Genomic DNA, 23,433 nt, shown 5'->3' on the forward strand with positions numbered 1-23,433 from the left:
TTCTCCTTAGGCAGTCATCAGTTGTTGATAGAGCGTGACATAGTGCGAGGCCGACTCCTGCCAGCCCACGCTTTGCAGCATGGCGCGCTTGCGCACGTTTTTCCATTCACGGGTACGCTCCCACAGTGCGAATGTGCGGCGCACGGCGGCCAGACAATCCGGCACATCCAGGTCGCGGAATACGAACCCCGTGGCACAATCGTCCGCCAGATTCTCCAGCGAGCAATCACTGACCGTGTCAGCAAGGCCACCCACGCGCCGCACGAGAGGCAGCGTTCCGTACTTCAAACCGTAGAGTTGGGTCAGCCCGCAGGGCTCGAAGCGGCTCGGCACCATGATCACATCACCAGCGGCAATCAAGCGGTGCGAGAAGGCCTCGTCATACCCCAATTTCACAGCCAGCTGGCGCGGATGCTGATGCGCAAGCTGGCGGAAGGCCTCCTCCAGCCAGGCATCACCACTGCCCAGCAAGGCAAACTGCCCACCACGGGCCAGCAGCTCCGGCAGCACCTCCAGCAGCAAGGGCAGCCCCTTCTGATCAGTCAGTCGCGACACCACGACAAACAGCGGTTTGGCATCCTGCACGTCCAGCCCCAGCTCGTGCTGCAATGCGGCCTTGCATTTGCCCTTGCCAGTCATCTTGTCGGCGCTGTAGGTCGCTGGCAGCAGGTCATCGGAAGCCGGATTCCATACTGCCTCATCGACACCATTGAGAATGCCGGAAAGTTGAGAGCGACGCGCCTGCAACAGTCCTTCCAGCCCGCAGCCCTGCTCGGCAGTCGTGATCTCACGCGCATAGCTCGGACTTACGGTGGTGATGTGGTCGGCATAAAACAGCCCAGCTTTGAGGAACGACACATTCCCGTGGAACTCGACCCCTTCACGATCGAAGAATGAGGGAGGCAAACCCAGTGCATCGAAGCATTCACGCCCGAACACCCCCTGATAAGCGAGGTTATGCACCGTGATCACCGACTTTGCCGGGCGGCCGCTAGCAGCCAGATAAGCCGGCGCCAGTGCGGCATGCCAGTCATGGGCATGCACGACGACCGGTGACCAGTATGCATCCATGCCCTGTGCCAGTTGAGCAGCAACCCAGCCCAGCAGGGCAAAGCGCAGATGGTTGTCACCATAGCCGCGCTGTTCGGCATCATGATAGGGATTTCCCGGCCGGTCGTAATACGCTGGGGCATCAATCAGGTACACCGCCACGCCATCGGCTGTTCGACCAAACAGCAGCTTCCCCGCCCCCATCGGCGCGGCAAACGTGGCTACTTCGCCCTCGATGCTCACACCGGCACGGATGGCCGGAAAGGCCGGCAAGAGCACCCGGACATCAACGCCTAATGGGGCCAATGCCAGTGGCAGAGCGCCAGCGACATCGGCCAGCCCACCGGTCTTCAGCAGCGGAAAGAGTTCGGCAGCTACATGCAGAATTCGCATTCAGTGATTCCAGTCATCCAGAACAATGCCGTGCAGTCTGGTTGCCCGATATGACAACCCGATTGCACAGCAGCAACATCACACAGTTTTGCGACACGACTTACAGTTTTGCAAGCATGTCGCGCGTCACCAGCACCACACCATTCTCGGTGCGGTAGAAGCGGCGGGCATCTTCTTCGGCGTTTTCACCAATCACCATGCCATCCGGAATTTCGCAGCTGCGGTCGATCACCACGCGGCGCAGACGGCAGGAACGGCCGATGGTGACATCCGGCAAAATCACCGCCGAATCGATGGTGCAGAAGGAATGCACGCGCACCTTCGAGAACAGCACGGAATTAAGCACCAGCGAGCCGGAGACGATGCAGCCACCGGACACCAGCGAATTGAGCGTCATGCCGTGGCTGCCGTTGCGATCCTGCACGAACTTGGCCGGCGGTAGCTGCTCCTGATAGGAGTGGATCGGCCAGTCGCGGTCATACATGTCCAGCTCGGGGGTCACGGATGCCAGATCGAGGTTGGCGGCATGATAGGCATCCACGGTCCCCACATCGCGCCAGTACGGCTCGCCGGATTCATCGCTCTGCACGCAGGACAGGCCAAAGGGATGCGCAAAGGCAGCGCCCTGACTAACTGCTTTCGGAATCAGATCCTTGCCGAAGTCGTGGCTGGAATCGGGATTGCGGATGTCTTCTTCCAGCAGCTGGGCCAGATAGTCGGTGTTGAAGATGTAGATCCCCATCGACGCCAGCGAGACATCGTCCTTGCCCGGCATCGCCGGCGGATTGGCCGGTTTTTCGACAAACGCGGTAATCTGGCGGTCTTCGTTCACCGCCATCACCCCAAAGGCGCTGGCTTCGTTGCGCGGTACTTCAATGCACGCCACCGTACACTTGCCGCCCTTCTCCACGTGATCCAATAGCATGCGCGAGTAATCCATCTTGTAAATGTGATCGCCCGCCAGAATCACCACATACTCGGATTTGTAGGTCCGCACGATGTCCAGATTCTGATACACCGCATCGGCCGTGCCGCGATACCAGTGTTCCTCATCCACGCGCTGCTGGGCCGGCAACAGGTCGACAAATTCATTGAGCTCGCCGCGCAGGAACGACCAGCCGCGCTGCAAATGGCGCAGCAGCGAGTGCGACTTGTACTGCGTGATAACACCGATGCGGCGAATGCCGGAGTTCAGGCAATTCGACAGTGCAAAATCGATGATGCGGAATTTGCCGCCGAAATACACCGCCGGCTTGGCGCGATGATCCGTCAGCGCCTTCAGGCGCGAGCCACGGCCACCGGCCAGCACCAGTGCCACGGATTTATTGGGTAGCTGGCGCGCCAGCGTGATCTTGTCCAGGGTTTGCGTCGTCATAGTGTTTGTTCTCCCTAACTCATCCTCGGTGGGCAAAGCCCGCTTGGTCACAGTGCGAGTGTGACGGCACGCCAGCCATTTATACATTTGCATGTATACGGCTGGCGCCTTTTATTTTATTGATTTACAAATATATACCCATCAATCAGGTCACCACAGTCGGCTGAAGCCGGCCGGTGCGCTCAGCGATCTGCGCAAGCTCCCTGGAAATCGTGATCAGCGCCGCCAGCGCCGACTGGGTATCCTCGCCGTGCCCTGCGGTATCGGCCACATAGCGCTCCAGATACACGCGCAGCGTGGCCCCTTCGGTGCCGGTACCGGACAGGCGATACACCACGCGGCTGCCGTCTTCGAACAGCACACGGATGCCCTGCTTTTCCGACACCGAGCCATCAATCGGATCGGTGTAGGCGAAATCATCGGCCAGCTTCACCGTCAGACCGTGCAGCTTCTGGCCAGCCAGTCCGCCAAGCAGGCCACGCAGGTGTTCCATCAATCCATTGGCCGCATCGGTATCCAGCCCCTCGAAATCGTGGCGCGAATAGAAGTGCCGCCCGAATCGTGCCCAGTGCGCACTGACCAGTTCGGTCACGCTCTTGCCCGTGGCGGCCAGCAGGTTCAGCCAGAACAGCACGGCCCAGACGCCGTCCTTCTCGCGCACATGGTTGGAGCTGGTGCCATACGACTCTTCGCCGCACAGCGTGGCGCGGTTGGCATCCAGCAGATTGCCGAAGAATTTCCAGCCGGTCGGCGTCTCGAAGCTTTCGATACCCAGCGCCTTCGCCACCACATCAACCGCCTGCGAAGTCGGCATCGAGCGAGCCACGCCGGCCAGGCCATCCTTGTAGCCCGGGATCAGCGTGGCGTTGGCGGCCATGATGGCCAGCGAATCGGACGGGGTAACGGCCAGCTTCTTGCCGACGATCATGTTGCGGTCGGCGTCGCCGTCGCTGGCGGCGCCCAGATCGGGCGCATCGGCGGCAAACATCGCCTCCATCAGCTCATGCGCATGCGCCGGATTCGGATCGGGATGATGGCCGCCAAAGTCTTCCAGCGGCTCGCCGTTGACCACCGTACCCGCCGGCGCGCCGAGCACGCCTTCGATGATGTGCTTGGCATACGGGCCGGATACGGCCGAGAGGCTATCGAAACGCATGGTGTGACCGGCCGCGAACCAGGCGCGGATCGCGGCGAAATCGAACAGGCTGGCCATCAGCTCGCTGTAGTCGAGTACGGAGTCGAGCACCACGACCTGCATGCCGGCCAGCTCGCCCTCGCCCAGCGTATCCAGGTTGTAGTCGGCGGCATCAGCAAGCTGGTATTCGGTAATGGTTTGCGTGCGCGCGTAAATCGCTTCAGTCACTGCTTCTGGTGCCGGGCCGCCGTTGCTGATGTTGTACTTGATGCCGAAATCGCCATCCGGGCCACCCGGATTGTGCGAGGCCGACAGCACGATACCGCCGACCGCGCCGTATTTGCGGATCACGCAGCTGGCTGCAGGTGTGGAGAGAATCCCGCCCTTGCCCACCAGCACCTTGGCCACGCCGTTGGCGGCGGCCATTTTCAGGATGGTCTGGATCGCCGTGCGGTTGTAATAGCGGCCGTCACCGCCGACAACCAGCACGCCGCCATTGAGTTCCGGCACCGAATCAAAAATCGCCTGGACGAAGTTTTCCAGATAGTGCGGCTGCTGGAAGACGGTCACTTTCTTGCGCAAACCCGAAGTCCCGGGGCGCTGGCCGGCAAAGGCCGTGGTGGCAATGGTCTTGCTCATGCGTTCATTCCTGTCCATCAAATCGGGTTAATACGGTCACGCTGCGCGCGGCGACGCGGCAGTCGTGCAGTTTGTGTGAAGTCTGGGCATCGCCAGTACTGGCCAGCCTCAGCTGCCAGCTGCCCGCCGGCAAATGAAAATGCAACTGGTGCGCCGAGGCATTGAGCAGGATCAGCAAGTCACCCGCCAGCAGAATCATCAGCGCACGACCTGCGGCATCGTCCCAGTCGTGCGGGTGCAGCGCATCACCAGATGGGTTGAGCCATTGCACATCGGCAGTCGCTCCGGCCTCGGCGCCACGCCACCAGTGCGCAGCAGTCAGTGCCGGGCAGCTTTTGCGAATGGCGATCAGTTCCGCAACGTAATCGGCCAGCCCCGACTGGGCGTTCTGCCAGTCCAGCCAGGTGATGTCGTTGTCCTGGCAATAGGCGTTGTTGTTGCCCTGCTGGCTGTGCCCCAGCTCGTCGCCAGCCAGCAGCATCGGTGTGCCCTGTGACAGCAGCAGCGTCGCCAGCAAAGCCTTCTGCGCGCGTTCGCGCAGGGTGTTGATGCCGGCGTCATCGCTCGGGCCTTCCGCGCCGCAATTCCACGACAGATTGTGCGAATGGCCGTCGCGGTTGTGTTCCTTGTTGGCGAGGTTGTGTTTGTGGTTGTAGCTGACTATGTCGCGCAGGGTGAAGCCGTCGTGCGCGGTCAGGAAATTCACGCTGGCCTGCGGTGCGCGTCCGGCATGCTGGAAACGGTCGCTCGATGCCGCAAAGCGGCGTGCGAACAGGGCGCGATTCACGCCGTCGTGCAGCCAGAATTGGCGCATGGCGTCGCGGTACTGATCGTTCCACTCGCCCCAGCCTGCAGGAAACTGGCCGAGCTGGTAACCGCCCGGGCCGATGTCCCACGGCTCGGCGATCAGCTTGACCCGGGTCAGCAGCGGATCCTGCTGCATCGCCACCAGCAAGGGCGCAAGCGCGCTGAAGCCGCCGTTGACACGCCCCAGAATCGGCGCGAGGTCGAAGCGGAAGCCATCAACATGGCATTCGCCTACCCAGTAGCGCAGCGCATCCATCACCAGCTGCACCACGCGCGGGTGCGACAGGTTCAACACATTGCCGCAGCCGGTCCAGTTCTCATACTCGCCATGCCCGTTGAGCACGTAATAGGCAGCGTTATCGATGCCGCGATAGCCCAGCACCGGCCCCGGCGCATCCAGCTCTGCCGTGTGGTTGAACACCACATCGAGTATTACCTCGATGCCGGCGGCGTGCAGCGCCTTTACCGCGTCGCGGAATTCCGACAGCGGCGTGGTACCGGCCCGGCCCGACCAGTAGCGCGATGCCGGTGCAAACCAGGCCAGCGGGTTGTAACCCCAGTAGTTTTTCAGACCGAGATCGATGAGCCGCGGCTCATCCAGAAAGTACTGCACCGGCAGCAGCTCGATGGCGGTGACGCCAAGCATTTGCAGGTGCGCGATGATCGCCGGGTGCGCCAGCGCCGCGTAGCTGCCGCGCAGCTCGGCCGGAATCTCCGGATGCCGCATGGTCAGCCCGCGCACATGCGCTTCGTAGATCACCGTCTCGCCCCAGGGCGTGCACGGCGGCGCATCGTCGCCCCAGTCATACGTTTCGGCAGTGACGCGCGCCAGCAGCGGCGTCTTGCCGAATTCGCCGACAACTTCGCGGGCATACGGGTCGAGCAGCAGCAGCTCGGGATTGTGGCGCAGGCCGCGCTCGGGCGCCCACTCGCCACTTACTCTATAGCCGTATACAGCCCCAGCCTTTACATCATCGATCCTACCAAACCATACCCCGTTCTCACACTGGGTCAGTGTGTAGCGGGCCCGTTCCTGCGCACCACTCGTATCGAACAGGCACAAGGTTACGCCGCTGGCCGCGCCGGCATAGAGCGCGAAATTCACCCCGCGCTCGTCCAGCGTCGCGCCCAGCGGATACGGCAGCCCGGTTGATAGGCTCACAGCCTGATCAGCCATCGTCACGCGCCAGATAAATGACCGAGAGCGGCGGCAAGGTCAGCGTGATCGACTGCGCGTGGCCATGCAGCGGATGCGCTTCACTGGCCACACCGCCATTGCCGGTATTGCTGCCGGCATAGAAGGTCGAATCGGTATTGAGAATCTCGCGGTAATGCCCCGCATCGGGAACGCCGATGCGATAGCCATGACGCGGCACCGGCGTGAAGTTGCACACCACGATCACCGGACGACCATTGTCCGCATAGCGCACAAACGCCAACGTCGAATGCTCGGCATCATCCGCCACCAGCCACTGGAAGCCGCGCGGGTCGAAATCGATCTCGTGCAGCGCCGGCTCTGCCTTGTAAGCCCGGTTCAAATCACGCACCAGCGCCTGCACGCCGGCGTGCCACGGGCCCTCGGCAAGCAGATGCCAGTCGAGGCTGCTGTCATGATTCCACTCGCGCCCCTGCCCGAATTCGCCGCCCATGAACACCAGCTTCTTGCCCGGATGCGCCCACATGAAGGCGTAGTAGGCTCGCAGATTGGCAAACTGCTGCCAGCAGTCGCCCGGCATCTTGCCAAGCAACGAGCCCTTGCCGTGCACCACTTCATCATGCGACAGCGGCAGCACGAAGTTTTCCGTAAAGGCGTACAAGAGCCCGAAGGTCAGCTGGTTGTGATGATGCTTGCGGTGAATCGGCTCTTTCTGGAAATAGCTGAGCGTGTCGTGCATCCAGCCCATATTCCACTTGTAGTGGAAACCCAAGCCGCCCATTTCCGGCGGCCGGCTCACGGCCGGAAACGCCGTCGATTCTTCAGCCATCGTCATCGCCTCGGGGCGCTCGGTGCCAACGGTCGCATTCATCCGGCGCATGAAATCGATGGCTTCCAGATTCTCGCGGCCGCCAAACTGGTTCGGCACCCACTCGCCTTCGCGGCGGGAATAGTCGCGGTACAGCATGGACGCCACCGCGTCGACGCGCAGGCCATCGATGCCAAAGCGCTCGACCCAGTACAGTGCATTGCCGATCAGATAGTTGCGCACTTCGTTGCGACCGAAGTTGTAGATCAGCGTGTTCCAGTCCTGATGGAAACCTTCCTTCGGATCGGCGTGCTCGTAGATGTGCGTGCCATCAAACGTCGCCAGGCCATGATCATCGGTCGGGAAGTGGCCAGGCACCCAGTCCAGCAATACACCGACGCCAGCCGCATGCGCCGCCTCGACGAAATAGCGAAAATCTTCCGGGGTACCGAAGCGTGAAGTCGGCGAATAAAGGCCTAGCGGCTGATACCCCCAGGACCCATCAAACGGATGCTCGTTGATCGGCAGCAGCTCGATATGGGTGAAGCCCAGATCGGCCACATAGGGCACCAGCTGCTCGGCGAGTTCGCGGTAGGTCAGCCAGCGATTGCCCTCTTCCGGCACGCGGCGCCAGGAGCCCAGATGCACCTCGTAAATCGACACTGGCGCATTGAAGCGGTTGGCGCTGCGGCGCGCTTCACTGGGCTCGACCCAAGATGGCAGAAAGGCGATTTTCGATGCGGTGCTCGGGCGCAACTCGGACGCGAAGCCATAGGGATCCGACTTCAGGCGGATCTGGCCGTTGGCATCCAGAATTTCGTATTTGTAATTGCTGCCAGCCGGAATATTGGGCAGGAAGATTTCCCACACCCCGCAGCCCAGATGCTTGCGCATCGGATGGCGGCGGCCGTCCCAGCCGTTGAAGTCGCCGACCACCGACACGCGCCGGGCATTCGGCGCCCACACGGCAAACGCCACGCCGCCCACCTCTTCCATCGTGCGCGGATGGGTACCCAGGCGCTCGTAGGGGCGCAAGTGCGTCCCTTCAGCCAGCAGCCAGACGTCCTGTTCGCCCAGCGTCGGGGCAAAGCGGTACGGGTCTTCCAGATCGAATTCGTGTTCGCCCCAGCGTACCAGCAGCCGATAAGCAAAAGGATTCTTGCGGCGCGGTACGCTGCCGGCAAAAAAACCGCGATCATCAAAACGGGTCAGCTCGACCAGCTTGCGGCCGGTTTTGGCATCCAGAACGCTGACCTGATCGGCACCAGGCAGCCAGGCCCGCACCTGCAGGCCGACGGTGGTGGAGTGCATGCCCAACAGGGCAAAGGGATTGTCATGCGTGCCGCTGCAGATGGCCTCGATTGCGGAGGCGTCAAGGGCTGCGGCTTCGATTTCTGCGCACGGGAGGGTCAGCATGTAAATCCTCGCTGGTCATTGTTTTTATTGGCGCCCGACGCTGTCAATTGTCAGCTGATACACCAGATTCGTAAGCCTGCACTTCCAGGGCGGAAATGCTTGCGCTTGCAGCAAAAATGCCACATAACGGGCGATGCAGGCCAGCTTTGCGGCAGCGCAGCAGCACAATATGCGACAGCGGCAGCTTGCTTACCAGCTAGTTTACCGAAATATTACTTACCAAATTATTACACTTTGTCATATAGGTGCGCACAATGACGTTCAGCCGAGCATCCGGCCTGCTAGCCCACATCACCTCGCTACCTTCGCCTTACGGCATCGGCGACCTTGGTCCGGCAGCCTGCCGCTTCGCCGATTTTCTGCAGTCCGCTGGCCAGACGCTGTGGCAGGTTCTGCCGCTGGGCGTGACCAGCTATGGCGATTCGCCCTACCAGTCGTTTTCCACCTTTGCCGGCAACCACTACCTGATCAGCCCCGAGCTCTTGATCGCCGACGGCCTGCTCACTGACGCCGATATCCCGGCACTCGCCTTTGATGCCCAGCGCGTCGATTTCGGCAGCGTCATCCCGTGGAAAATGACCGTGCTGCGTGCGGCATGGCGCAACTATCAGGCCAGCCCGCCTGCCGCCTTGAAAAAGGAGTTCGCAACCTTCTGCAAGCAACACGCCTGGCTGGATGACTTTGCGCTGTTTGTCGCCTGCAAATTCCACTTCATCGCCGCGCGGCAGAATGACTATGAAACGCCCGAATACCAGAGCTACTACCAGCGCCTGGCCGGGCGATTGAGCGACAACCAGATCAAGGACTGCTACTACGGCGCGGTGTGGAATTCCTGGCCCGCCGAGCTGGCCGCACGCAATCCCAAGGCATTGAGCCACTGGCGCAAGACGCTGGCCGATGACGTGACTTTTTATCAGTTCCTGCAGTTCCTGTTCTTCCGCCAGTGGGGGCAACTCAAGACCTACGCCAATGAGCGCGGAATCCGGCTGATTGGAGATATTCCGATTTTCGTCGCCTTCGATTCGGCTGACGTGTGGGCAAACCAATCCCTCTTCTGCCTCGATGCCGCCGGCGACCCGAATGAAGTCGCCGGCGTACCGCCCGATTATTTTTCCGCCACCGGCCAGCTGTGGGGCAACCCGCTGTACGACTGGGCCAAACACCAGGAGCAGGACTTTGCCTGGTGGATAGACCGCATCGCCGCACTGCTCGCCACCACCGACATCGTGCGCATCGACCACTTCCGCGCCTTTGCAGCTTACTGGGCGGTGCCGTTCGGCGAAGCCACGGCGGTGAACGGCCAGTGGAAAAAGTCGCCGGGCAAGGCGCTGTTCGCCGCCATCGAAAAGGCGCTGGGCAAAAACCTGCCCATCATCGCCGAAGACCTCGGCATCATCACGCCGGACGTCACCGCCTTGCGCGAAAAGCTGGGTCTGCCCGGCATGAAGGTGCTGCAGTTTGCGTTTGATGCCGACGCGGCCAGCGACCATCTGCCGCACAACTATCCGGATAGCCGCACAGTGGTCTACACCGGCACGCACGACAATGACACCACGCTGGGCTGGTATGGCGCGGCCAATGACAAGGCACGCGACTATTTCCGCCGCTATCTGAACACCTCGGGCGAAGCCGCAGGGTGGGACCTGATCCGGCTGGCCTGGTCGACGAATGCCGTTTTCGCCATCGCCCCGGTACAGGACGTGCTGGGTGCCGGAGCACAAGCGCGCATGAACACCCCTGGCACGGCCAGCGGCAACTGGCAGTACCGCTTCAGCGCCGACGCGCTCAACAGCGGGCAAGCCGAGGGACTGAAGTACCTGAGCCAGCTGTACGGGCGCAATGGGCTGAGTACCTCGGCACCATAAAGCCAATACGTATACGAATAGACGCAAAACAGGAAAACGGATACACCTATATACCCAACACTGTATTTAGCGCAAAAGCCTGGAGCCTCCCTGACTGCAACACCGTCACGCGTGCTCCGGGAAGGATAACCTGATGATGACCACAGACAAACCCGCCTTGCCTCCAGCCACGCCCGGCGCCGCAAATCCGGCAGGCATACTAATCGGCCCCAACTGGTTTGCATCGGTGATGGGCACCGGCATCCTGGCGATAGCCGGAAAACTGCAGCCCATCCGCTTCCCCGGGCTTGAGCTGATCATCACCAGCGCCTGGCTGGCAGCAACGCTACTGCTGATCGTGCTGCTGATCGCAGCGACCTGGAACTGGTGCAGCCGCCCAGCGGCTCTGAACGCCCTGCTCGATGACCCGGTCGGCATCCAGTTTTTCGGGGCGCCTCCGATGGCCATTCTCACCGTGGGAACAGCCACGATGCTGGTCGGGCCCCAGCACATCGGCCTTGAACTGGCGATGTTCATCAAGATCGGCTGCTGGCTGACCGGAACCATACTGGGCTTCGCCTGCGCGGTGCTGGTCACCTTCCGCCTGTTTACCCGCCTGCAGGTCAAGCATGACTCCGCCTTCGGTGGCTGGCTGATGCCCGTCGTGCCTCCCATGGTTTCGGCGGCGGCGGCAGCGCAACTCATTCCATACATTGAAGATGCCCTCTGGCGGCATAGCTTGCTGGTCATCAGCTATTCGCTCTTCGGCATGAGCCTGATTGCCTCCTTGGTCATCATTTCACTGATCTGGAGCCGGCTAGCCCATTATGGCTCCTCGGGCGGCGTGCGCGTCCCGACCCTGTGGATCGTGCTGGGGCCGGTTGGCCAATCGATTACGGCAGCAGGCGGGCTGGGGATCGCGGCTGTGGCCTATGATGGCGCAACCCTGCCCTTTGCGGAGGGCTTGCTGAACATCGGATTGTTCTACGGGCTGGTGATGTGGGGGTTCATGTGGCTGTGGATGGCCCTCGCCATCCTGCTCACCTGGCGGGCAATCCGCCGCCAGATGGGATTTGCCCTGACCTGGTGGTCCTTCACCTTTCCGGTCGGCACCTGTGTCACCGGAACCTGCGTTTTGTCGATCATGCTGAAACTGCCGCTGTTTCGCTGGATCGCCCTGTTGCTGTATGCCGTGCTGCTGTGCGCGTGGCTGCTGGTGTTTGCCCAGACACTGAGGGGCGTGATTTCGGGAAAACTGCTGCGCCCGCCTTTGATTAGTCCACATCCTGTAGCACGGAAGGAATAATCAGCCGCATCTGGCAATGGGCTGGATTGAGGACAAAGCGTACACGATCAAAAACAGTCGCTCTGCGCGCCTTGAAACTTACAAACATAACAAAAAGCCAAATACCAAAGACAGCAATTGCCAGAATTTTACAATCAAGTGCACGAGCTGCTTGAATATGGCCCTTAGACTTGACCTACCTCGTCAAGGAGAACCCGGCTCATGAGCGACAGAGCCGCTTGCCTCCCTTCATCTCTAGCCTGTTATGACAAGCTCTGGGCAAGGCTGTGGTGGCACCTCCCGCTAAACATCCTGTGCCTTGCCCTTGGAGTAGCAATCGCGCTGATAGCCCCCCAACTAGCCGCCGATACTCCGCAACCAGCAATCTGGATTTTTGTGCTGCTATTTGGCGGATTAGGTGCTGCCGGACTTTGGGTGAGCCTAAAAACCTGGCGGAACAGGCATCAGCCACGACTAGCCGCCGACGAGCACAGCATATTCCTTGCCAAACTCGGTCACCGCCTGCCCTGGACGGTGGTGGAGGAGATTGATGCCAAGGAATTCGATGTCAACGGGATCATGCAGCTGCAACTAGTCATTACTCTTACAGCGGAGACGGCCGCGCCCCGCCTGCCGCGTTTCCTTGGCAGCTGCACCTACAAGCGCTCAAAACATCAGGTCAGATTCGGCAGCACCGGTTTTCGCAACCTGTCCAACCGCGGCGCGGTCAGCATGCTGGCGCACCTTTGGCTGAACGTACAAGAATGCATGCCTTGAACCGCAACGCCGTGAATTCGAACACATCAGACATGCTTTTCCGTAGCTGGCGCGGCTGGTCCTGGCTGCTGGGCGCCGCTTCGCTGATTGTTCCCATCCTGCTTTATGCATTGCAGGAGCAAGCGTTTCGGGAGGGGGGCGCGTACCGCAGGCGAAACCGGCCCCGTTTGCGGAATGCCACTGCTGGGCGCGATGCTGCTGTCAGTACTTGCAGGAATCGTCCTTTCCGCCATGGCGCTGTTTGCCGGCTGGAAGAGCTACCGGCAGCTCGACGTGCCGCGTGAGCCTGCGCGCCTGATCGAGGTCCTGGCCTGTGGCTCCCTGCTGGTCCTGGCCTGGATAAGCATGGCGCTACTCTTGCTCGCCGCACTGTTCTGACACCGCCCCCACCGCGGAAAGAGTGAAGTGCACCACTGATAGCGGGAAGGTATCGACACATAACCCATGAAAAACAAGCCTTCCGTTAATATACCCGACACCCGACCCTTGCAAACGCTCATCATGCCACTTCGCCATTTCTGCATTACGACACTGTTTCTGCTTGGCTGCTCCCAAGCGGCCACACTGGAGCAACTGTTTGAACAGAAGCAATTTGCCGAATTCCAGCCCAAAGCCCTGGCAGCGGCAGAGCAAGGCGATGCGCAAGCGCTGTTTCTGCAGGGCAAGGCACACCATCTGCACCTGATCAAAACACCGGATGCAGCCGATTACGACGAAGCAGAAGAGCTGGAGCTGGCGCATCGCTATTACGAGCAAGCGCGCGCCAAGGGCTCCGCGCGCGCCAGCCACAATCTGGGCCTTTTGCTCATCGAGCAGGGCGACAAACCCGCGGGCATAGCCCTGCTGGAAGAAGCACTGGCACGCGGCATGAAAGTACCGACACTGCAGGTACTGGCCCGCGCAGTCAGTCCCGATGCCCCGCTGTATCTGGTCGATGCGGACACCATCCGCGCCCATAGCCAATCCGGTGACTACTTCGCAGCGGCACTGGCAGCGCAGCCAGACGTACTCACACTGGAACAGGAAGCGGCTGGGCAATACCTGCGGGCCTACCTGTATTACCTGAAGGCCCGCACGGATGTGCAGGAAGAATTTGATCAGGCCGCGCTGCGCCAGCGCGTCATCAGCTGGCTGAGCAAGGGCCAGCAGCGCAATAACCCTGCAGCCTGGGCCAATTACGGCATTCTACTGATGGAAGAAGCCAATGCCGCCAGCGGCCGCTCACAAGCTGCCGACTATGCACAGGCTCGTGCCGCGCTGGAACGCGGGGCAGCACTGAATAATCCGGTTGCGCATTTCCAGCTGGCTGAGTTGGCCTATGCCGGACGAGGCCTGCCACAGCGCGATTTCGGGCAGGCATTACAACATTACGAAGCCGCAGCACTGCTGGGACTGAAAGTCGCGGTTGAACCCGCGCGCCAGCAACTGCTGCAAGCGCTAGCCGGCGAAACGGATCTGGCCAAGCTGGAGACGGGAAAGCAAAGGTTGGCGGCGCTGCACCGGATTGATCCTCAAGCTTTCGCCTTTCCCGACTCTGCCCTGGAAGATCGCATCGCCTGGGGCGAGCTGCTCGCCAGCGAAAAGGCTGCCGCCAAACCACTGCCCGCCCTGCCGCTGAGTCTGACCGTATGCGGTCTGGGCAGAAATGAATCGTCACTGGGCGAAGGGCTGGACTGGTGGCTGGTCGCCTACGAAGAAATGTACGAGGCGGTCAAAGTGCCCATTCAGGGCCGCATCGACCGCAAAGGTTGCGTACGCGCCAAGGGTAAGACCCTCGATCCGCTACGCCCGTATCTGGAGCGCGGCGCCATCACAGCACTGGCCTTCCCGGGGCTTCACCTGCCGCTGATTTCCCACATCAGCGCCAATAGCGTCCAGCTGGAACTGCGCGATCAAGACAGCGCGCAACCGCCGCAGTAAACCGTCAGCTTGCTGCGGCAGAACCTTGTGCGGGGCCGCACCTGCTCAGCGCGCGGGAGCGGGAGGGGAACTCCCCCCCAGCATGGCCTGCGCCGCTTCGGTGACACTGCGCAGATGGATATCCTGCTGCGGAAAGGGGATCTCGACCCCGGCTTCACGCAGGCGGTCATGAATGGCCAGCGCCAGCGAGCTGCGAATTTCGTTGGAAAGGTCGTAATTATCGGTCCAAGCCCGCACGGTGAAATCCAGCGAGCTGGCACCAAAACCGCTAAAAAGCACCACCGGCGGCAGAACATGACTCACCCCGGCCGTCTTGTTTACCAGCTCCAGCAGCATCGCCTGCACCGCCCGCGGATCGCTGCCATAGGCGACCCCAACCGGGATCTCGATGCGGCGACGGCGGTTGTTCAGTGTCCAGTTGGTCAGCTTCTCCGCCAACAGCATGCCGTTGGGGATGACCACATCCGCACCATCGAAGGTGGTGACCGTGGTCGTGCGCATGCCGATTTCACGCACGGTACCCGCCGTACCCGATACCTCGACGGTATCGCCGGGCTGAATCGGGCGCTCCAGCATCAGGATCAGCCCGGAAACAAAATTGTTCACGACGGTCTGCAGACCAAAACCGATCCCCACACTCAATGCGCCGATCACCATCGCCAGCTGTCCGAGCTGGAAGCCGGCCGCACTCAGCGCCAGCACCAAGCCCAATAGCAGTACAGCGTAATAGCTCATGGTGGCCACGCTGTTGGCAACGCCGCGTGGCAGCGTCAGCATGGGCAGAATATCGTCATTGAGAATCAAGCGCAGCATTCTGGCGACCCAGAACGACAGAAAGACGGAAACACAGAACAGGACGATGCCGCCAATCGTGACCGTCACCGCGCCAACGCCCAGCGAGAGCGCCGCCCCTTCGGCAAGCAGACTGCGCAGCGGTAGCCACAGATGGAAAAGCTGCAGCACCCCGGAAAACCAGGCCAGCACAACCAGCACATTCAGCAGCTGTCCAGCCAACTGCAACAGCCGGGCAGCATTTGCTCTGCCTTGCTGCCCTCTCTGAAATAGTCGACGCAATCCGAAATGCGTGTAGGCCTGCAAGACATTGCGCGCCGCCAGCAGGAACAACCCGGTGTAGATCGCCGAAATCACCCCATCGCTGAGCAGGTCAGCCAGATAGACGCGTCCGGTCACATTGCCCAGCAGTGCAGCCGCCATCAGCACAATGCCGATTCCCAGCAGCAACTGCACGACCTTGCGCAAACGCGGCCAGGCAAATTCATCTTTCAGACTAGCAACGCGCCGCCAGACCAAAGACAACACCAGCATCACCGACAACCCTTGCACCAGCAGCAACGAACGATAGACCGGAGGCGAGGCACTGAACAGGCTGCCGGCCAGTTCAAGCAGAATGAACACCAGCGTGGCATACACCCAATGACCGGCAAGTTGCTGCATGCGCCCGGATTGCAAGCGCATTACCGGCAACCAAGCCGCCAGCAGTAACAGCTGCTGGCGCAGATAGGGACCGTGCACCGTGATCAGCAGCTGCATGACCAGATACAGCAGGATCAGCGCCGCAATCGGACGAGACAGGGTTTTGCGGTAATTGGCAAAATCGCTGCCGGCCAGCCCCTCGCGACGCGCCGCACGGCTGATCCAGAGCAATACGGGCAGCAGGATCAATCCAAACAGGGTGGCGGCAAATTGTTGCCGCTGGGTATGTTCCTCGAACAGCGAATAGAAATCAGCCTCAACCTTGAGCGTCTCCAGCAGGCGCAAGGAGCTCGTCGCAGCCCCTTCTGTTTTCTCATTGAAGATCTGCCATAGCCCGGGTGCATCCTTGCTCCATACGCCCTGACCACTACTGGCCAGCAACCCACCCAACTGCTGACGACTACCGTCAAGCTCCTGCTTCAAGGCAGCCGCACGCTTGCTCAGCGCAATCAATGCACTCAACGGCGGCGCAATGGCGCCTTCAGCTTGCTCGAATACGGCGGACAATTCGGCGATGCTACTCAGTAGCGGCGGCGCCAGCCCGCCATCAAGCGCCTCACTGGTCTTGAGCCAGCGCAGACGCCGCTGCGCGAGCTTTGCGGCATCCACCGACAAGGACTGCCCGCCCTTCTCCGCCCTTTCCTGCCAGCTGGCGAGCTGACGCTGGAGCAAGGTGAGATGCTGATCCAGCGAAAGCAGATGAACATAACTGAGCACCCGTGCGTGCGCCGGCGCGGCATTGGCCATAACGATGCGAGAGCGCCCTTCGATTTCTTGCAACTCGCGCTCAAGCCCGGCCGGGTCAGCCGCCAGCGCGCTGCGTGACAGCACGCCTTCGGCAAAGGTGGTGTCCGCGGCAATCTGGGCGGGAATATCCTCGATCGCGACCGCCTGAATAATGGGCTCGGGCGCAGTTTTGCCCTCGTCCTGTACGGGCAAGAGCGCGGTAGCCGGCAGCAGCGCCGGCCAGCACAGCAAGAGAGCAATCAAACTGGAGAGTGCATGTTTTTTCGACATTGCGATTAGATGATTGGCCTATCAATCAGGCCATTGTATGCATTCTCGTTACATAACCGTACCCTTATTCTTGCCCTCCTCGGATATAGCCTTGCCATTCAATCCGGCTAGCCCTCTGCAACATAGTCGAGTAAAATTGTCGGATTATTTCTTCGCCCCTCTCGCATGCTTGCCTACCTCAGCGAAACCATCAATGTGATTCTGGAGCGCGACCCTGCGGCCAAAAGCCGCCTGGAAGTCGTGCTTTGCTATCCGGGCTTTCATGCGCTGGCACTGCATCGTGTTTCACACGGTTTGTGGGTGCGTGAATTGCGCTTGCTGGCACGGGTTGTTTCGCAGCTCGGACGCTTTCTCACCGGCATCGAAATCCACCCCGGTGCCACCATCGGCCGGCGCGTATTCATCGACCACGGCATGGGCGTGGTCATCGGCGAAACCGCCGTTCTGGGCGACGACGTCACCCTGTATCAGGGCGTCACGCTGGGCGGAACCTCGCTGGTGAAAGGCGCCAAGCGTCACCCGACACTGGAGCGTGGTGTGATCGTCGGCGCCGGCGCCAAGGTACTTGGCGGATTCACCGTCGGTGAAGGCGCCAAAATCGGCTCGAATGCAGTCGTCGTCAAGGCCGTCCCCGCCGGAGCCACGGCGGTCGGCATTCCGGCCAGAATTGTCGAGGCGGCCCCCGCAAGCTGCACCGAAGAAGATCAGGCCCGCGCCGCCAAGGCTGCCGAACTGGGTTTTTCGGCATATGGCATCTCCAGTGACATGAACGATCCGATGGTGAAAGCCATTCATGGCCTGCTGGATCACACCGTCACCACCGATGCCCGGCTCAACGCCATCCTGAAAAAGCTCGAACAGCTGGGTGTGGACTGCGCCGAAGAACGAGCGCGCGATGACAAATTCGACCCAGGCTACCTGAACAAGCTGGTCGACTAAGCCCTCCGCATTCCCAGCCAAACCCGACTGAACCAGTCGGGTTTTTAGTTGACTAAAACACTAGGTTATTTTACGATAGCGACGAACTAGAACTGCGAGGAAACCCGCATGCGCCTGACTACCAAAGGCCGCTTTGCCGTCACTGCGATGCTCGACCTGGCGCTTCGCGAAGCGAATGGTCCGGTGACGCTCGCCGGCATCAGCGAGCGCCAGCACATCTCGCTCTCCTATCTGGAGCAGCTGTTCGGCAAATTGCGCCGCCGTGAACTGGTGGAAAGCGTACGCGGCCCCGGCGGCGGCTACTGCCTCGCTCGTGCTGCGCACGACATCACCGTGGCAGAAATCATCTGTGCCGTTGACGAGCCACTGGATGCCACGCAATGCGGCGGCAAGGAGAACTGCCGCGATGAACACCGCTGCATGACACATGACCTGTGGTCCGGACTGAACCGCGTGATCTACGATCACCTCTCTGCCGTCAGTCTCGGCACCCTGATCGATGAACACCAGGCCAAGCAAAAACGCCGCGCCGAAGCCCTGATCGACGCCCGCATCCTGAAAGAATCCGCAGGAACCCCTGCCGCACATTGAGTACCGGTACCATGACCAGCAAACCGATCTACCTCGACTACTCCGCCACCACGCCGGTTGATCCCCGCGTGGCCAGCAAGATGATCCCCTACCTCACCGAGCTGTTCGGCAACCCGGCCAGCCGCTCCCACCCTTATGGCTGGGAAGCCGAAGCCGCCGTGGAAGAAGCCCGCGAGCAGGTTGCCGCGCTGGTGAACTGTGATCCGAAGGAAATCGTCTGGACCAGCGGCGCGACCGAATCGAACAATCTCGCGCTGAAAGGTGCTGCCCACTTCTACCAGACCAAGGGCAAACATCTGATCACGGTGAAGACCGAGCACAAGGCGATTCTGGACACGATGCGCGAGCTGGAGCGTGAAGGCTTCGAGGTCACTTACCTCGATGTGCTGGAAAACGGCCTGATCGATAGCAAAGCACTGGAAGCGGCGATCCGCCCCGATACCATCCTGATCTCGGTGATGTTCGTGAACAACGAAATCGGCGTCATCCAGGACATCGAAGGGATCGGCGAGCTGTGCCGCAGCAAGGGAATCCTGTTCCATGTCGATGCGGCACAGGCCACCGGCAAGGTGAAGATTGACCTGAATGCGCTGAAAGTTGACCTGATGAGCTTCTCCGCGCACAAAACCTACGGCCCGAAAGGGATTGGCGCACTGTACATCCGCCGCAAACCGCGTGTACGCCTGGAAGCCCAGATGCACGGCGGTGGCCATGAGCGCGGCTTCCGTTCCGGCACACTGGCCACGCACCAGATCGTCGGCATGGGTGAGGCCTTCCGTATTGCCCGCGAGGACATGGACACCGAGAACGTCCGCATCGGCGCACTGCGTGACCGCCTGTGGAACGGCCTGAAGGAAATCGAGGAAGTTCACCTGAATGGTGACATGACCCAGCGTGTGCCGCATAACCTGAATGTGAGCTTTAATTACGTGGAAGGCGAGTCGCTGATCATGGCGCTGAAGGATCTGGCCGTCTCCAGTGGCTCGGCCTGTACCTCGGCCTCGCTCGAGCCGTCCTACGTGCTGCGCGCACTGGGCCGCTCCGACGAACTGGCACACTCCTCGATCCGTTTCACCATCGGCCGCTTTACTTCTGAGGAAGACATCGACCGCACCATCGAATTGTGCAAGGCCAAGATCGGCAAGCTGCGCGAACTGTCGCCGCTGTGGGACATGTACAAGGAAGGCATCGACATTTCCACCATCGAGTGGGCCGCCCACTAAATTTGATCCGGCTCGCAGCGCCCTGCGGCGTTGCGTTGCCGCTTGCTTACAGCAGTAAACTGCGCGACACCGCGCCTTGCAGGACACCGCGACCCGGCCAAATTACCCGGATGTGCGCGATCAATGCGGATAGAACTTGGAGGTACACAAAATGGCATACAGCGAACAGGTCCTCGACCACTACGAAAACCCGCGCAACGTCGGCGCCTTTGACAAGGGCGATGACACGGTTGGCACCGGCATGGTCGGCGCGCCGGCCTGTGGCGACGTGATGAAGCTGCAGATCAAGGTCGGTGAAGATGGCGTGATCCAGGACGCGAAATTCAAGACCTACGGTTGCGGCTCGGCAATTGCCTCAAGCTCGCTGGTTACCGAGTGGGTGAAGGGCAAGACGCTGGACGAAGCACTGGCCATCAAGAACACCGCGATTGCCGAAGAGCTGGCTCTGCCTCCAGTGAAGATCCACTGTTCGATTCTTGCCGAAGATGCCATCAAGGCAGCAGTAGAAGACTACAAGAAGAAGCACGGCTAATTGAAGGTATATACCTGCGGCCGAGATATTTAAAAGCCCGCAGGTGGTTACACATAAAGGTATAGCAATGGCACTCACTCTGAGCGAAAGCGCCGCCAAACACGTCGCCAACTTTCTCGCCAAGCGCGGCAAGGGATTGGGCGTGCGGCTGGCCGTCAAGACCGCCGGCTGCTCGGGCATGTCCTACAAGCTGGAGTTCGTTGATGAACAGGCCGAGAACGACCTGGTGTTCGAGAGCTTCGGCGTGAAGATTTTCACCGATGCCAAAAGCCTCCCCTACATCGACGGCACCGAGCTGGACTACACCAAGGAAGGCCTCAACGAGGGCTTCAAGTTCAACAATCCGAACGTGAAGAACGAGTGCGGCTGCGGCGAAAGCTTCCACGTCTGATCGGCAATACCCACTGACACCACAGCCGGATCGGGCGCCAATGTGCCCCGTCCGGACTGTGGTGAATGTTTTTGAACAGGCCCTGCCATGCAGTTTGATTTCAACCAGACGTATTTCTCGCTATTCGGTATCGAGCCACGCTTTGCGCTGAATACCCCCGAACTTGACCGCCGCTACCGTGAGTTGCAGGCACAATGGCATCCGGATCGCTACGCCAGCGAAGATGACAGCGCCCGCCGGCTGTCGCTGCAAGCCTCGACCTTCGTCAATGAAGGCTGGCAGACACTGAAGAGTCCGCTGGCACGCGGCCGCTACCTGCTGCGCCTGAACGGGGTGGATACGCAGGAAGACACCAATACCGCTATGCCGATGGATTTCCTGATGCAGCAAATGGAATGGCGCGAGGCGATTGCCTCTGCCCGTGCCAGCCGCCATCTTGATCAGCTCGAACGCCTCAATAGCGAATTGCGCGAGGAAATTGCTGCACTGGAGGGACTACTCGGCGGTCAACTGGATGCGGCGCAGTGGGATGCAGCCAGTACCTCCGTGCGCAAATTGCGCTTCCTGGAAAAGCTCGACCAGGAAATCGGCGACGCGATCGAAGCCGTGATGTTTTAAGCACGAGAATATCATTGACCCCCAGATTCCAGCCCTGAGTCACGGAGATACCGACCAGAGCATCAAGCTCAAGGTCTTATGGATAAAAGCCTCCGGAAATATACCCGTGACTGACGATTAGAATCTGAGCCAAGCACACAGGACGACAGCCAATGGCTTTGCTGCAAATCTCCGAACCCGGACTCTCCGCCGCCCCACACCAGCACCGGCTGGCCGTCGGTATTGATCTGGGCACTACCAATTCCCTCGTCGCCTCTGTCAAAAGCGGCAGCGCCAGCTGCCTGCGCGACGAAGACGGCAAGAGCCTGCTGCCCAGCGTCGTCCACTATGGTCGCGATGGCGAAATTCTGGTCGGCCGCAGTGCCCAGACGCGCCAGAACGATGATCCCGCCAATACCATTGTCTCGGTCAAGCGCTTTATGGGACGCGGACTGGTCGACATCGGCGAACTGGCCACGCCGTACCGCTTCGTCGACGAACCGGGCATGCTCAAGCTCGTGACCCGTGCCGGTGTAAAAAGCCCGGTCGAAGTCTCGGCGGACATTCTGAAAACCCTCAAGACCCGGGCCGAGGCCAGCCTTGGCGGCGAACTGGTCGGCGCGGTCATCACCGTTCCGGCCTATTTCGACGACGCGCAGCGCCAAGCCACCAAGGATGCAGCCAGGCTTGCCGGGCTGAACGTCCTGCGCTTGCTGAATGAACCGACGGCGGCGGCCATTGCCTACGGACTGGATAATGGCGCCGAAGGCACTTTCGTGGTCTACGACCTGGGCGGCGGCACCTTTGACGTATCGGTGCTGGAACTATCGCGCGGCGTATTTGAAGTGCGCGCCACCTCGGGCGATGCTCAGCTGGGCGGCGACGATTTCGATCACCGCCTGTATTGCTGGGTGCTGGAGCAAGCCGGCCTGATGACCCCCTCGGCACAGGATCAGCGGCTGCTGCTAACCCGTGCCCGCGAAGCCAAGGAAGCACTCACCGAACACGACAGCACGCGCATTACTGCCGTCCTCTCCGACGGCCAGGTCATCGATCAGGAACTGACTGCCCACGACTTCCAGCAACTCACCGCACATCTGGTGCAAAAGACACTGCTGCCGGTAAAGAAGGCACTGCGTGATGCCAAGCTCACTGCGGCTGACATCAAGGGCGTGGTGCTGGTCGGCGGAGCAACCCGCATGCCGCACGTGCGGCGCGCCGTGGCCGAGCTGTTTGGCCAGGAACCGCTAACCAACCTCGACCCCGACAAGGTTGTCGCGCTGGGTGCAGCGATGCAGGCCAATGTGCTGGCCGGCAACAAGGGTGATGATGACTGGTTGCTGCTGGACGTGATTCCCTTATCCCTGGGTCTGGAAACCATGGGCGGGCTGGTAGAAAAGGTCATCCCGCGCAATTCGACCATTCCGACGGCTCGCGCGCAGGAATTCACAACCTTCAAGGATGGCCAGACCGCGATGGCCATCCATGTTCTGCAGGGTGAACGCGAACTGGTCGCCGATTGTCGCAGCCTCGCACGTTTCGAGCTGCGTGGCATTCCGGCCATGGTGGCCGGGGCAGCCCGCATCCGGGTTACCTTCCAGGTTGATGCCGACGGTCTGCTAAGCGTGGCGGCACGGGAAATGTCGACCGGAGTCGAAGCCAGCATTACTGTGAAACCTTCCTATGGGTTGGCGGACAATGACATCGCGCGCATGCTGCAGGATTCAATGGCACATGCCCAGGACGACATGCAGGCGCGCAAGCTTGGCGAAGCACGCGTGGAAGCCGAAAGCCTGCTCAATGCCCTGGACGTGGCGCTGACCAGTGATGGCGACCTGATCAGCGCCGAGGAACAATCCGCGATCCGCACCAGCATGGACAACCTGCGTCATTTGAGCGCGCAGGACAATGCCGACGCGATACGTATCGCTGCCGAGGCACTGAATCAGGCCAGCAGCGACTTTGCTGCCCGCAGGATGGACGCCGCAGTGCGGCGTGGTCTGGCCGGCCAGAACATTGCCGAACTCTAATCAGGACAACCTAC

General features: G+C 60.8%; 18 protein-coding genes. 12 read left to right on the top strand and 6 right to left on the bottom strand.

Annotation, left to right across the window (positions count from 1 at the left end; translation table 11 throughout):
* Positions 1 to 6: 6 nt before the first annotated feature.
* The 5 genes from glgA to glgB all read right to left on the bottom strand — a co-directional run bounded on the left by glgA (position 7) and on the right by glgB (position 8,779).
* Positions 7 to 1,443 (bottom strand): glycogen synthase GlgA, encoded by a 1,437-nt coding sequence (glgA, locus tag INR99_RS12895; RefSeq protein WP_194116765.1) that lies wholly within the window; start codon positions 1,441 to 1,443, stop codon positions 7 to 9.
* Between the two features lie 100 nt (positions 1,444 to 1,543).
* On the bottom strand, positions 1,544 to 2,818 hold the full coding sequence (gene glgC / locus INR99_RS12900) for a glucose-1-phosphate adenylyltransferase (protein WP_194116766.1): 1,275 nt from the start codon (positions 2,816 to 2,818) through the stop codon (positions 1,544 to 1,546).
* 145 nt (positions 2,819 to 2,963) lie between these two features.
* Positions 2,964 to 4,592, bottom strand: a complete 1,629-nt coding sequence (locus tag INR99_RS12905; protein ID WP_194116767.1) for an alpha-D-glucose phosphate-specific phosphoglucomutase — start codon at positions 4,590 to 4,592, stop codon at positions 2,964 to 2,966.
* A 4-nt stretch (positions 4,593 to 4,596) separates the two neighbouring features.
* A complete protein-coding gene (gene glgX / locus INR99_RS12910; protein WP_194116768.1) occupies positions 4,597 to 6,576 on the bottom strand; it encodes a glycogen debranching protein GlgX in 1,980 nt (659 codons plus the stop codon).
* Positions 6,569 to 8,779, bottom strand: coding sequence for a 1,4-alpha-glucan branching protein GlgB (glgB, locus tag INR99_RS12915; RefSeq protein WP_194116769.1), 2,211 nt, complete (start codon positions 8,777 to 8,779; stop codon positions 6,569 to 6,571). Before glgB ends, glgX begins: the two co-directional genes overlap by 8 nt.
* 254 nt (positions 8,780 to 9,033) lie before the next feature.
* Between glgB and malQ the strand changes: the two genes are divergently transcribed.
* The 5 genes from malQ (at position 9,034) to INR99_RS12940 (ending at position 14,605) form a co-directional block, all read left to right on the top strand.
* Positions 9,034 to 10,644, top strand: coding sequence for a 4-alpha-glucanotransferase (malQ, locus tag INR99_RS12920; protein ID WP_194116770.1), 1,611 nt, complete (start codon positions 9,034 to 9,036; stop codon positions 10,642 to 10,644).
* A 133-nt stretch (positions 10,645 to 10,777) separates the two neighbouring features.
* On the top strand, positions 10,778 to 11,929 hold the full coding sequence (locus INR99_RS12925; RefSeq protein WP_228098309.1) for a TDT family transporter: 1,152 nt from the start codon (positions 10,778 to 10,780) through the stop codon (positions 11,927 to 11,929).
* Positions 11,930 to 12,130: 201 nt separating this feature from the next.
* On the top strand, positions 12,131 to 12,685 hold the full coding sequence (locus tag INR99_RS12930) for a hypothetical protein (RefSeq protein WP_194116771.1): 555 nt from the start codon (positions 12,131 to 12,133) through the stop codon (positions 12,683 to 12,685).
* 174 nt (positions 12,686 to 12,859) lie between these two features.
* Positions 12,860 to 13,063, top strand: coding sequence for a hypothetical protein (locus tag INR99_RS12935; RefSeq protein WP_194116772.1), 204 nt, complete (start codon positions 12,860 to 12,862; stop codon positions 13,061 to 13,063).
* 123 nt (positions 13,064 to 13,186) lie between these two features.
* A complete protein-coding gene (locus tag INR99_RS12940; protein ID WP_228098310.1) occupies positions 13,187 to 14,605 on the top strand; it encodes an SEL1-like repeat protein in 1,419 nt (472 codons plus the stop codon).
* 45 nt (positions 14,606 to 14,650) lie between these two features.
* Here the strand turns inward: INR99_RS12940 and INR99_RS12945 are convergent, their stop codons facing one another.
* On the bottom strand, positions 14,651 to 17,116 hold the full coding sequence (locus tag INR99_RS12945; protein WP_194116774.1) for a mechanosensitive ion channel family protein: 2,466 nt from the start codon (positions 17,114 to 17,116) through the stop codon (positions 14,651 to 14,653).
* Positions 17,117 to 17,281: 165 nt separating this feature from the next.
* On the opposite strand from INR99_RS12945, the gene cysE reads away from it, so the two are divergent.
* The 7 genes from cysE to hscA all read left to right on the top strand — a co-directional run bounded on the left by cysE (position 17,282) and on the right by hscA (position 23,419).
* Positions 17,282 to 18,055, top strand: a complete 774-nt coding sequence (cysE, locus tag INR99_RS12950; RefSeq protein ID WP_194116775.1) for a serine O-acetyltransferase — start codon at positions 17,282 to 17,284, stop codon at positions 18,053 to 18,055.
* 108 nt (positions 18,056 to 18,163) lie between these two features.
* Positions 18,164 to 18,646 (top strand): Fe-S cluster assembly transcriptional regulator IscR, encoded by a 483-nt coding sequence (gene iscR, locus INR99_RS12955; protein ID WP_194116776.1) that lies wholly within the window; start codon positions 18,164 to 18,166, stop codon positions 18,644 to 18,646.
* A gap of 11 nt (positions 18,647 to 18,657) precedes the next feature.
* The gene (locus tag INR99_RS12960; RefSeq protein ID WP_194116777.1) at positions 18,658 to 19,869 is read left to right on the top strand and encodes an IscS subfamily cysteine desulfurase; all 1,212 of its coding nucleotides are present in this window, start codon (positions 18,658 to 18,660) and stop codon (positions 19,867 to 19,869) included.
* A 151-nt stretch (positions 19,870 to 20,020) separates the two neighbouring features.
* Entirely contained in the window at positions 20,021 to 20,401 is a 381-nt protein-coding gene (iscU, locus tag INR99_RS12965; RefSeq protein WP_028452109.1) for a Fe-S cluster assembly scaffold IscU, read from the top strand.
* A gap of 67 nt (positions 20,402 to 20,468) precedes the next feature.
* A complete protein-coding gene (gene iscA, locus INR99_RS12970) occupies positions 20,469 to 20,792 on the top strand; it encodes an iron-sulfur cluster assembly protein IscA (protein WP_194116778.1) in 324 nt (107 codons plus the stop codon).
* A gap of 87 nt (positions 20,793 to 20,879) precedes the next feature.
* Positions 20,880 to 21,410 (top strand): Fe-S protein assembly co-chaperone HscB, encoded by a 531-nt coding sequence (hscB, locus tag INR99_RS12975; RefSeq protein ID WP_194116779.1) that lies wholly within the window; start codon positions 20,880 to 20,882, stop codon positions 21,408 to 21,410.
* 152 nt (positions 21,411 to 21,562) lie between these two features.
* Entirely contained in the window at positions 21,563 to 23,419 is a 1,857-nt protein-coding gene (hscA, locus tag INR99_RS12980) for a Fe-S protein assembly chaperone HscA (protein WP_194116780.1), read from the top strand.
* Positions 23,420 to 23,433: the final 14 nt, after the last annotated feature.

Origin of the sequence: Chitinilyticum piscinae (assembly GCF_015223195.1) — a bacterium.
GTDB lineage: Bacteria > Pseudomonadota > Gammaproteobacteria > Burkholderiales > Chitinibacteraceae > Chitinilyticum > Chitinilyticum piscinae.

Bases quoted from the DNA above. Each gene is read 5' to 3' on its own strand.
- glgA (WP_194116765.1), bottom strand. From the start codon at position 1,443: ATGCGAATTCTGCATGTAGCTGCCGAACTCTTTCCGCTGCTGAAGACC.
- glgC (WP_194116766.1), bottom strand. From the start codon at position 2,818: ATGACGACGCAAACCCTGGACAAGATCACGCTGGCGCGCCAGCTACCC.
- INR99_RS12905 (WP_194116767.1), bottom strand. From the start codon at position 4,592: ATGAGCAAGACCATTGCCACCACGGCCTTTGCCGGCCAGCGCCCCGGG.
- glgX (WP_194116768.1), bottom strand. From the start codon at position 6,576: ATGGCTGATCAGGCTGTGAGCCTATCAACCGGGCTGCCGTATCCGCTG.
- glgB (WP_194116769.1), bottom strand. From the start codon at position 8,779: ATGCTGACCCTCCCGTGCGCAGAAATCGAAGCCGCAGCCCTTGACGCC.
- malQ (WP_194116770.1), top strand. From the start codon at position 9,034: ATGACGTTCAGCCGAGCATCCGGCCTGCTAGCCCACATCACCTCGCTA.
- INR99_RS12925 (WP_228098309.1), top strand. From the start codon at position 10,778: ATGATGACCACAGACAAACCCGCCTTGCCTCCAGCCACGCCCGGCGCC.
- INR99_RS12930 (WP_194116771.1), top strand. From the start codon at position 12,131: ATGAGCGACAGAGCCGCTTGCCTCCCTTCATCTCTAGCCTGTTATGAC.
- INR99_RS12935 (WP_194116772.1), top strand. From the start codon at position 12,860: ATGCCACTGCTGGGCGCGATGCTGCTGTCAGTACTTGCAGGAATCGTC.
- INR99_RS12940 (WP_228098310.1), top strand. From the start codon at position 13,187: ATGCCACTTCGCCATTTCTGCATTACGACACTGTTTCTGCTTGGCTGC.
- INR99_RS12945 (WP_194116774.1), bottom strand. From the start codon at position 17,116: ATGTCGAAAAAACATGCACTCTCCAGTTTGATTGCTCTCTTGCTGTGC.
- cysE (WP_194116775.1), top strand. From the start codon at position 17,282: ATGCTTGCCTACCTCAGCGAAACCATCAATGTGATTCTGGAGCGCGAC.
- iscR (WP_194116776.1), top strand. From the start codon at position 18,164: ATGCGCCTGACTACCAAAGGCCGCTTTGCCGTCACTGCGATGCTCGAC.
- INR99_RS12960 (WP_194116777.1), top strand. From the start codon at position 18,658: ATGACCAGCAAACCGATCTACCTCGACTACTCCGCCACCACGCCGGTT.
- iscU (WP_028452109.1), top strand. From the start codon at position 20,021: ATGGCATACAGCGAACAGGTCCTCGACCACTACGAAAACCCGCGCAAC.
- iscA (WP_194116778.1), top strand. From the start codon at position 20,469: ATGGCACTCACTCTGAGCGAAAGCGCCGCCAAACACGTCGCCAACTTT.
- hscB (WP_194116779.1), top strand. From the start codon at position 20,880: ATGCAGTTTGATTTCAACCAGACGTATTTCTCGCTATTCGGTATCGAG.
- hscA (WP_194116780.1), top strand. From the start codon at position 21,563: ATGGCTTTGCTGCAAATCTCCGAACCCGGACTCTCCGCCGCCCCACAC.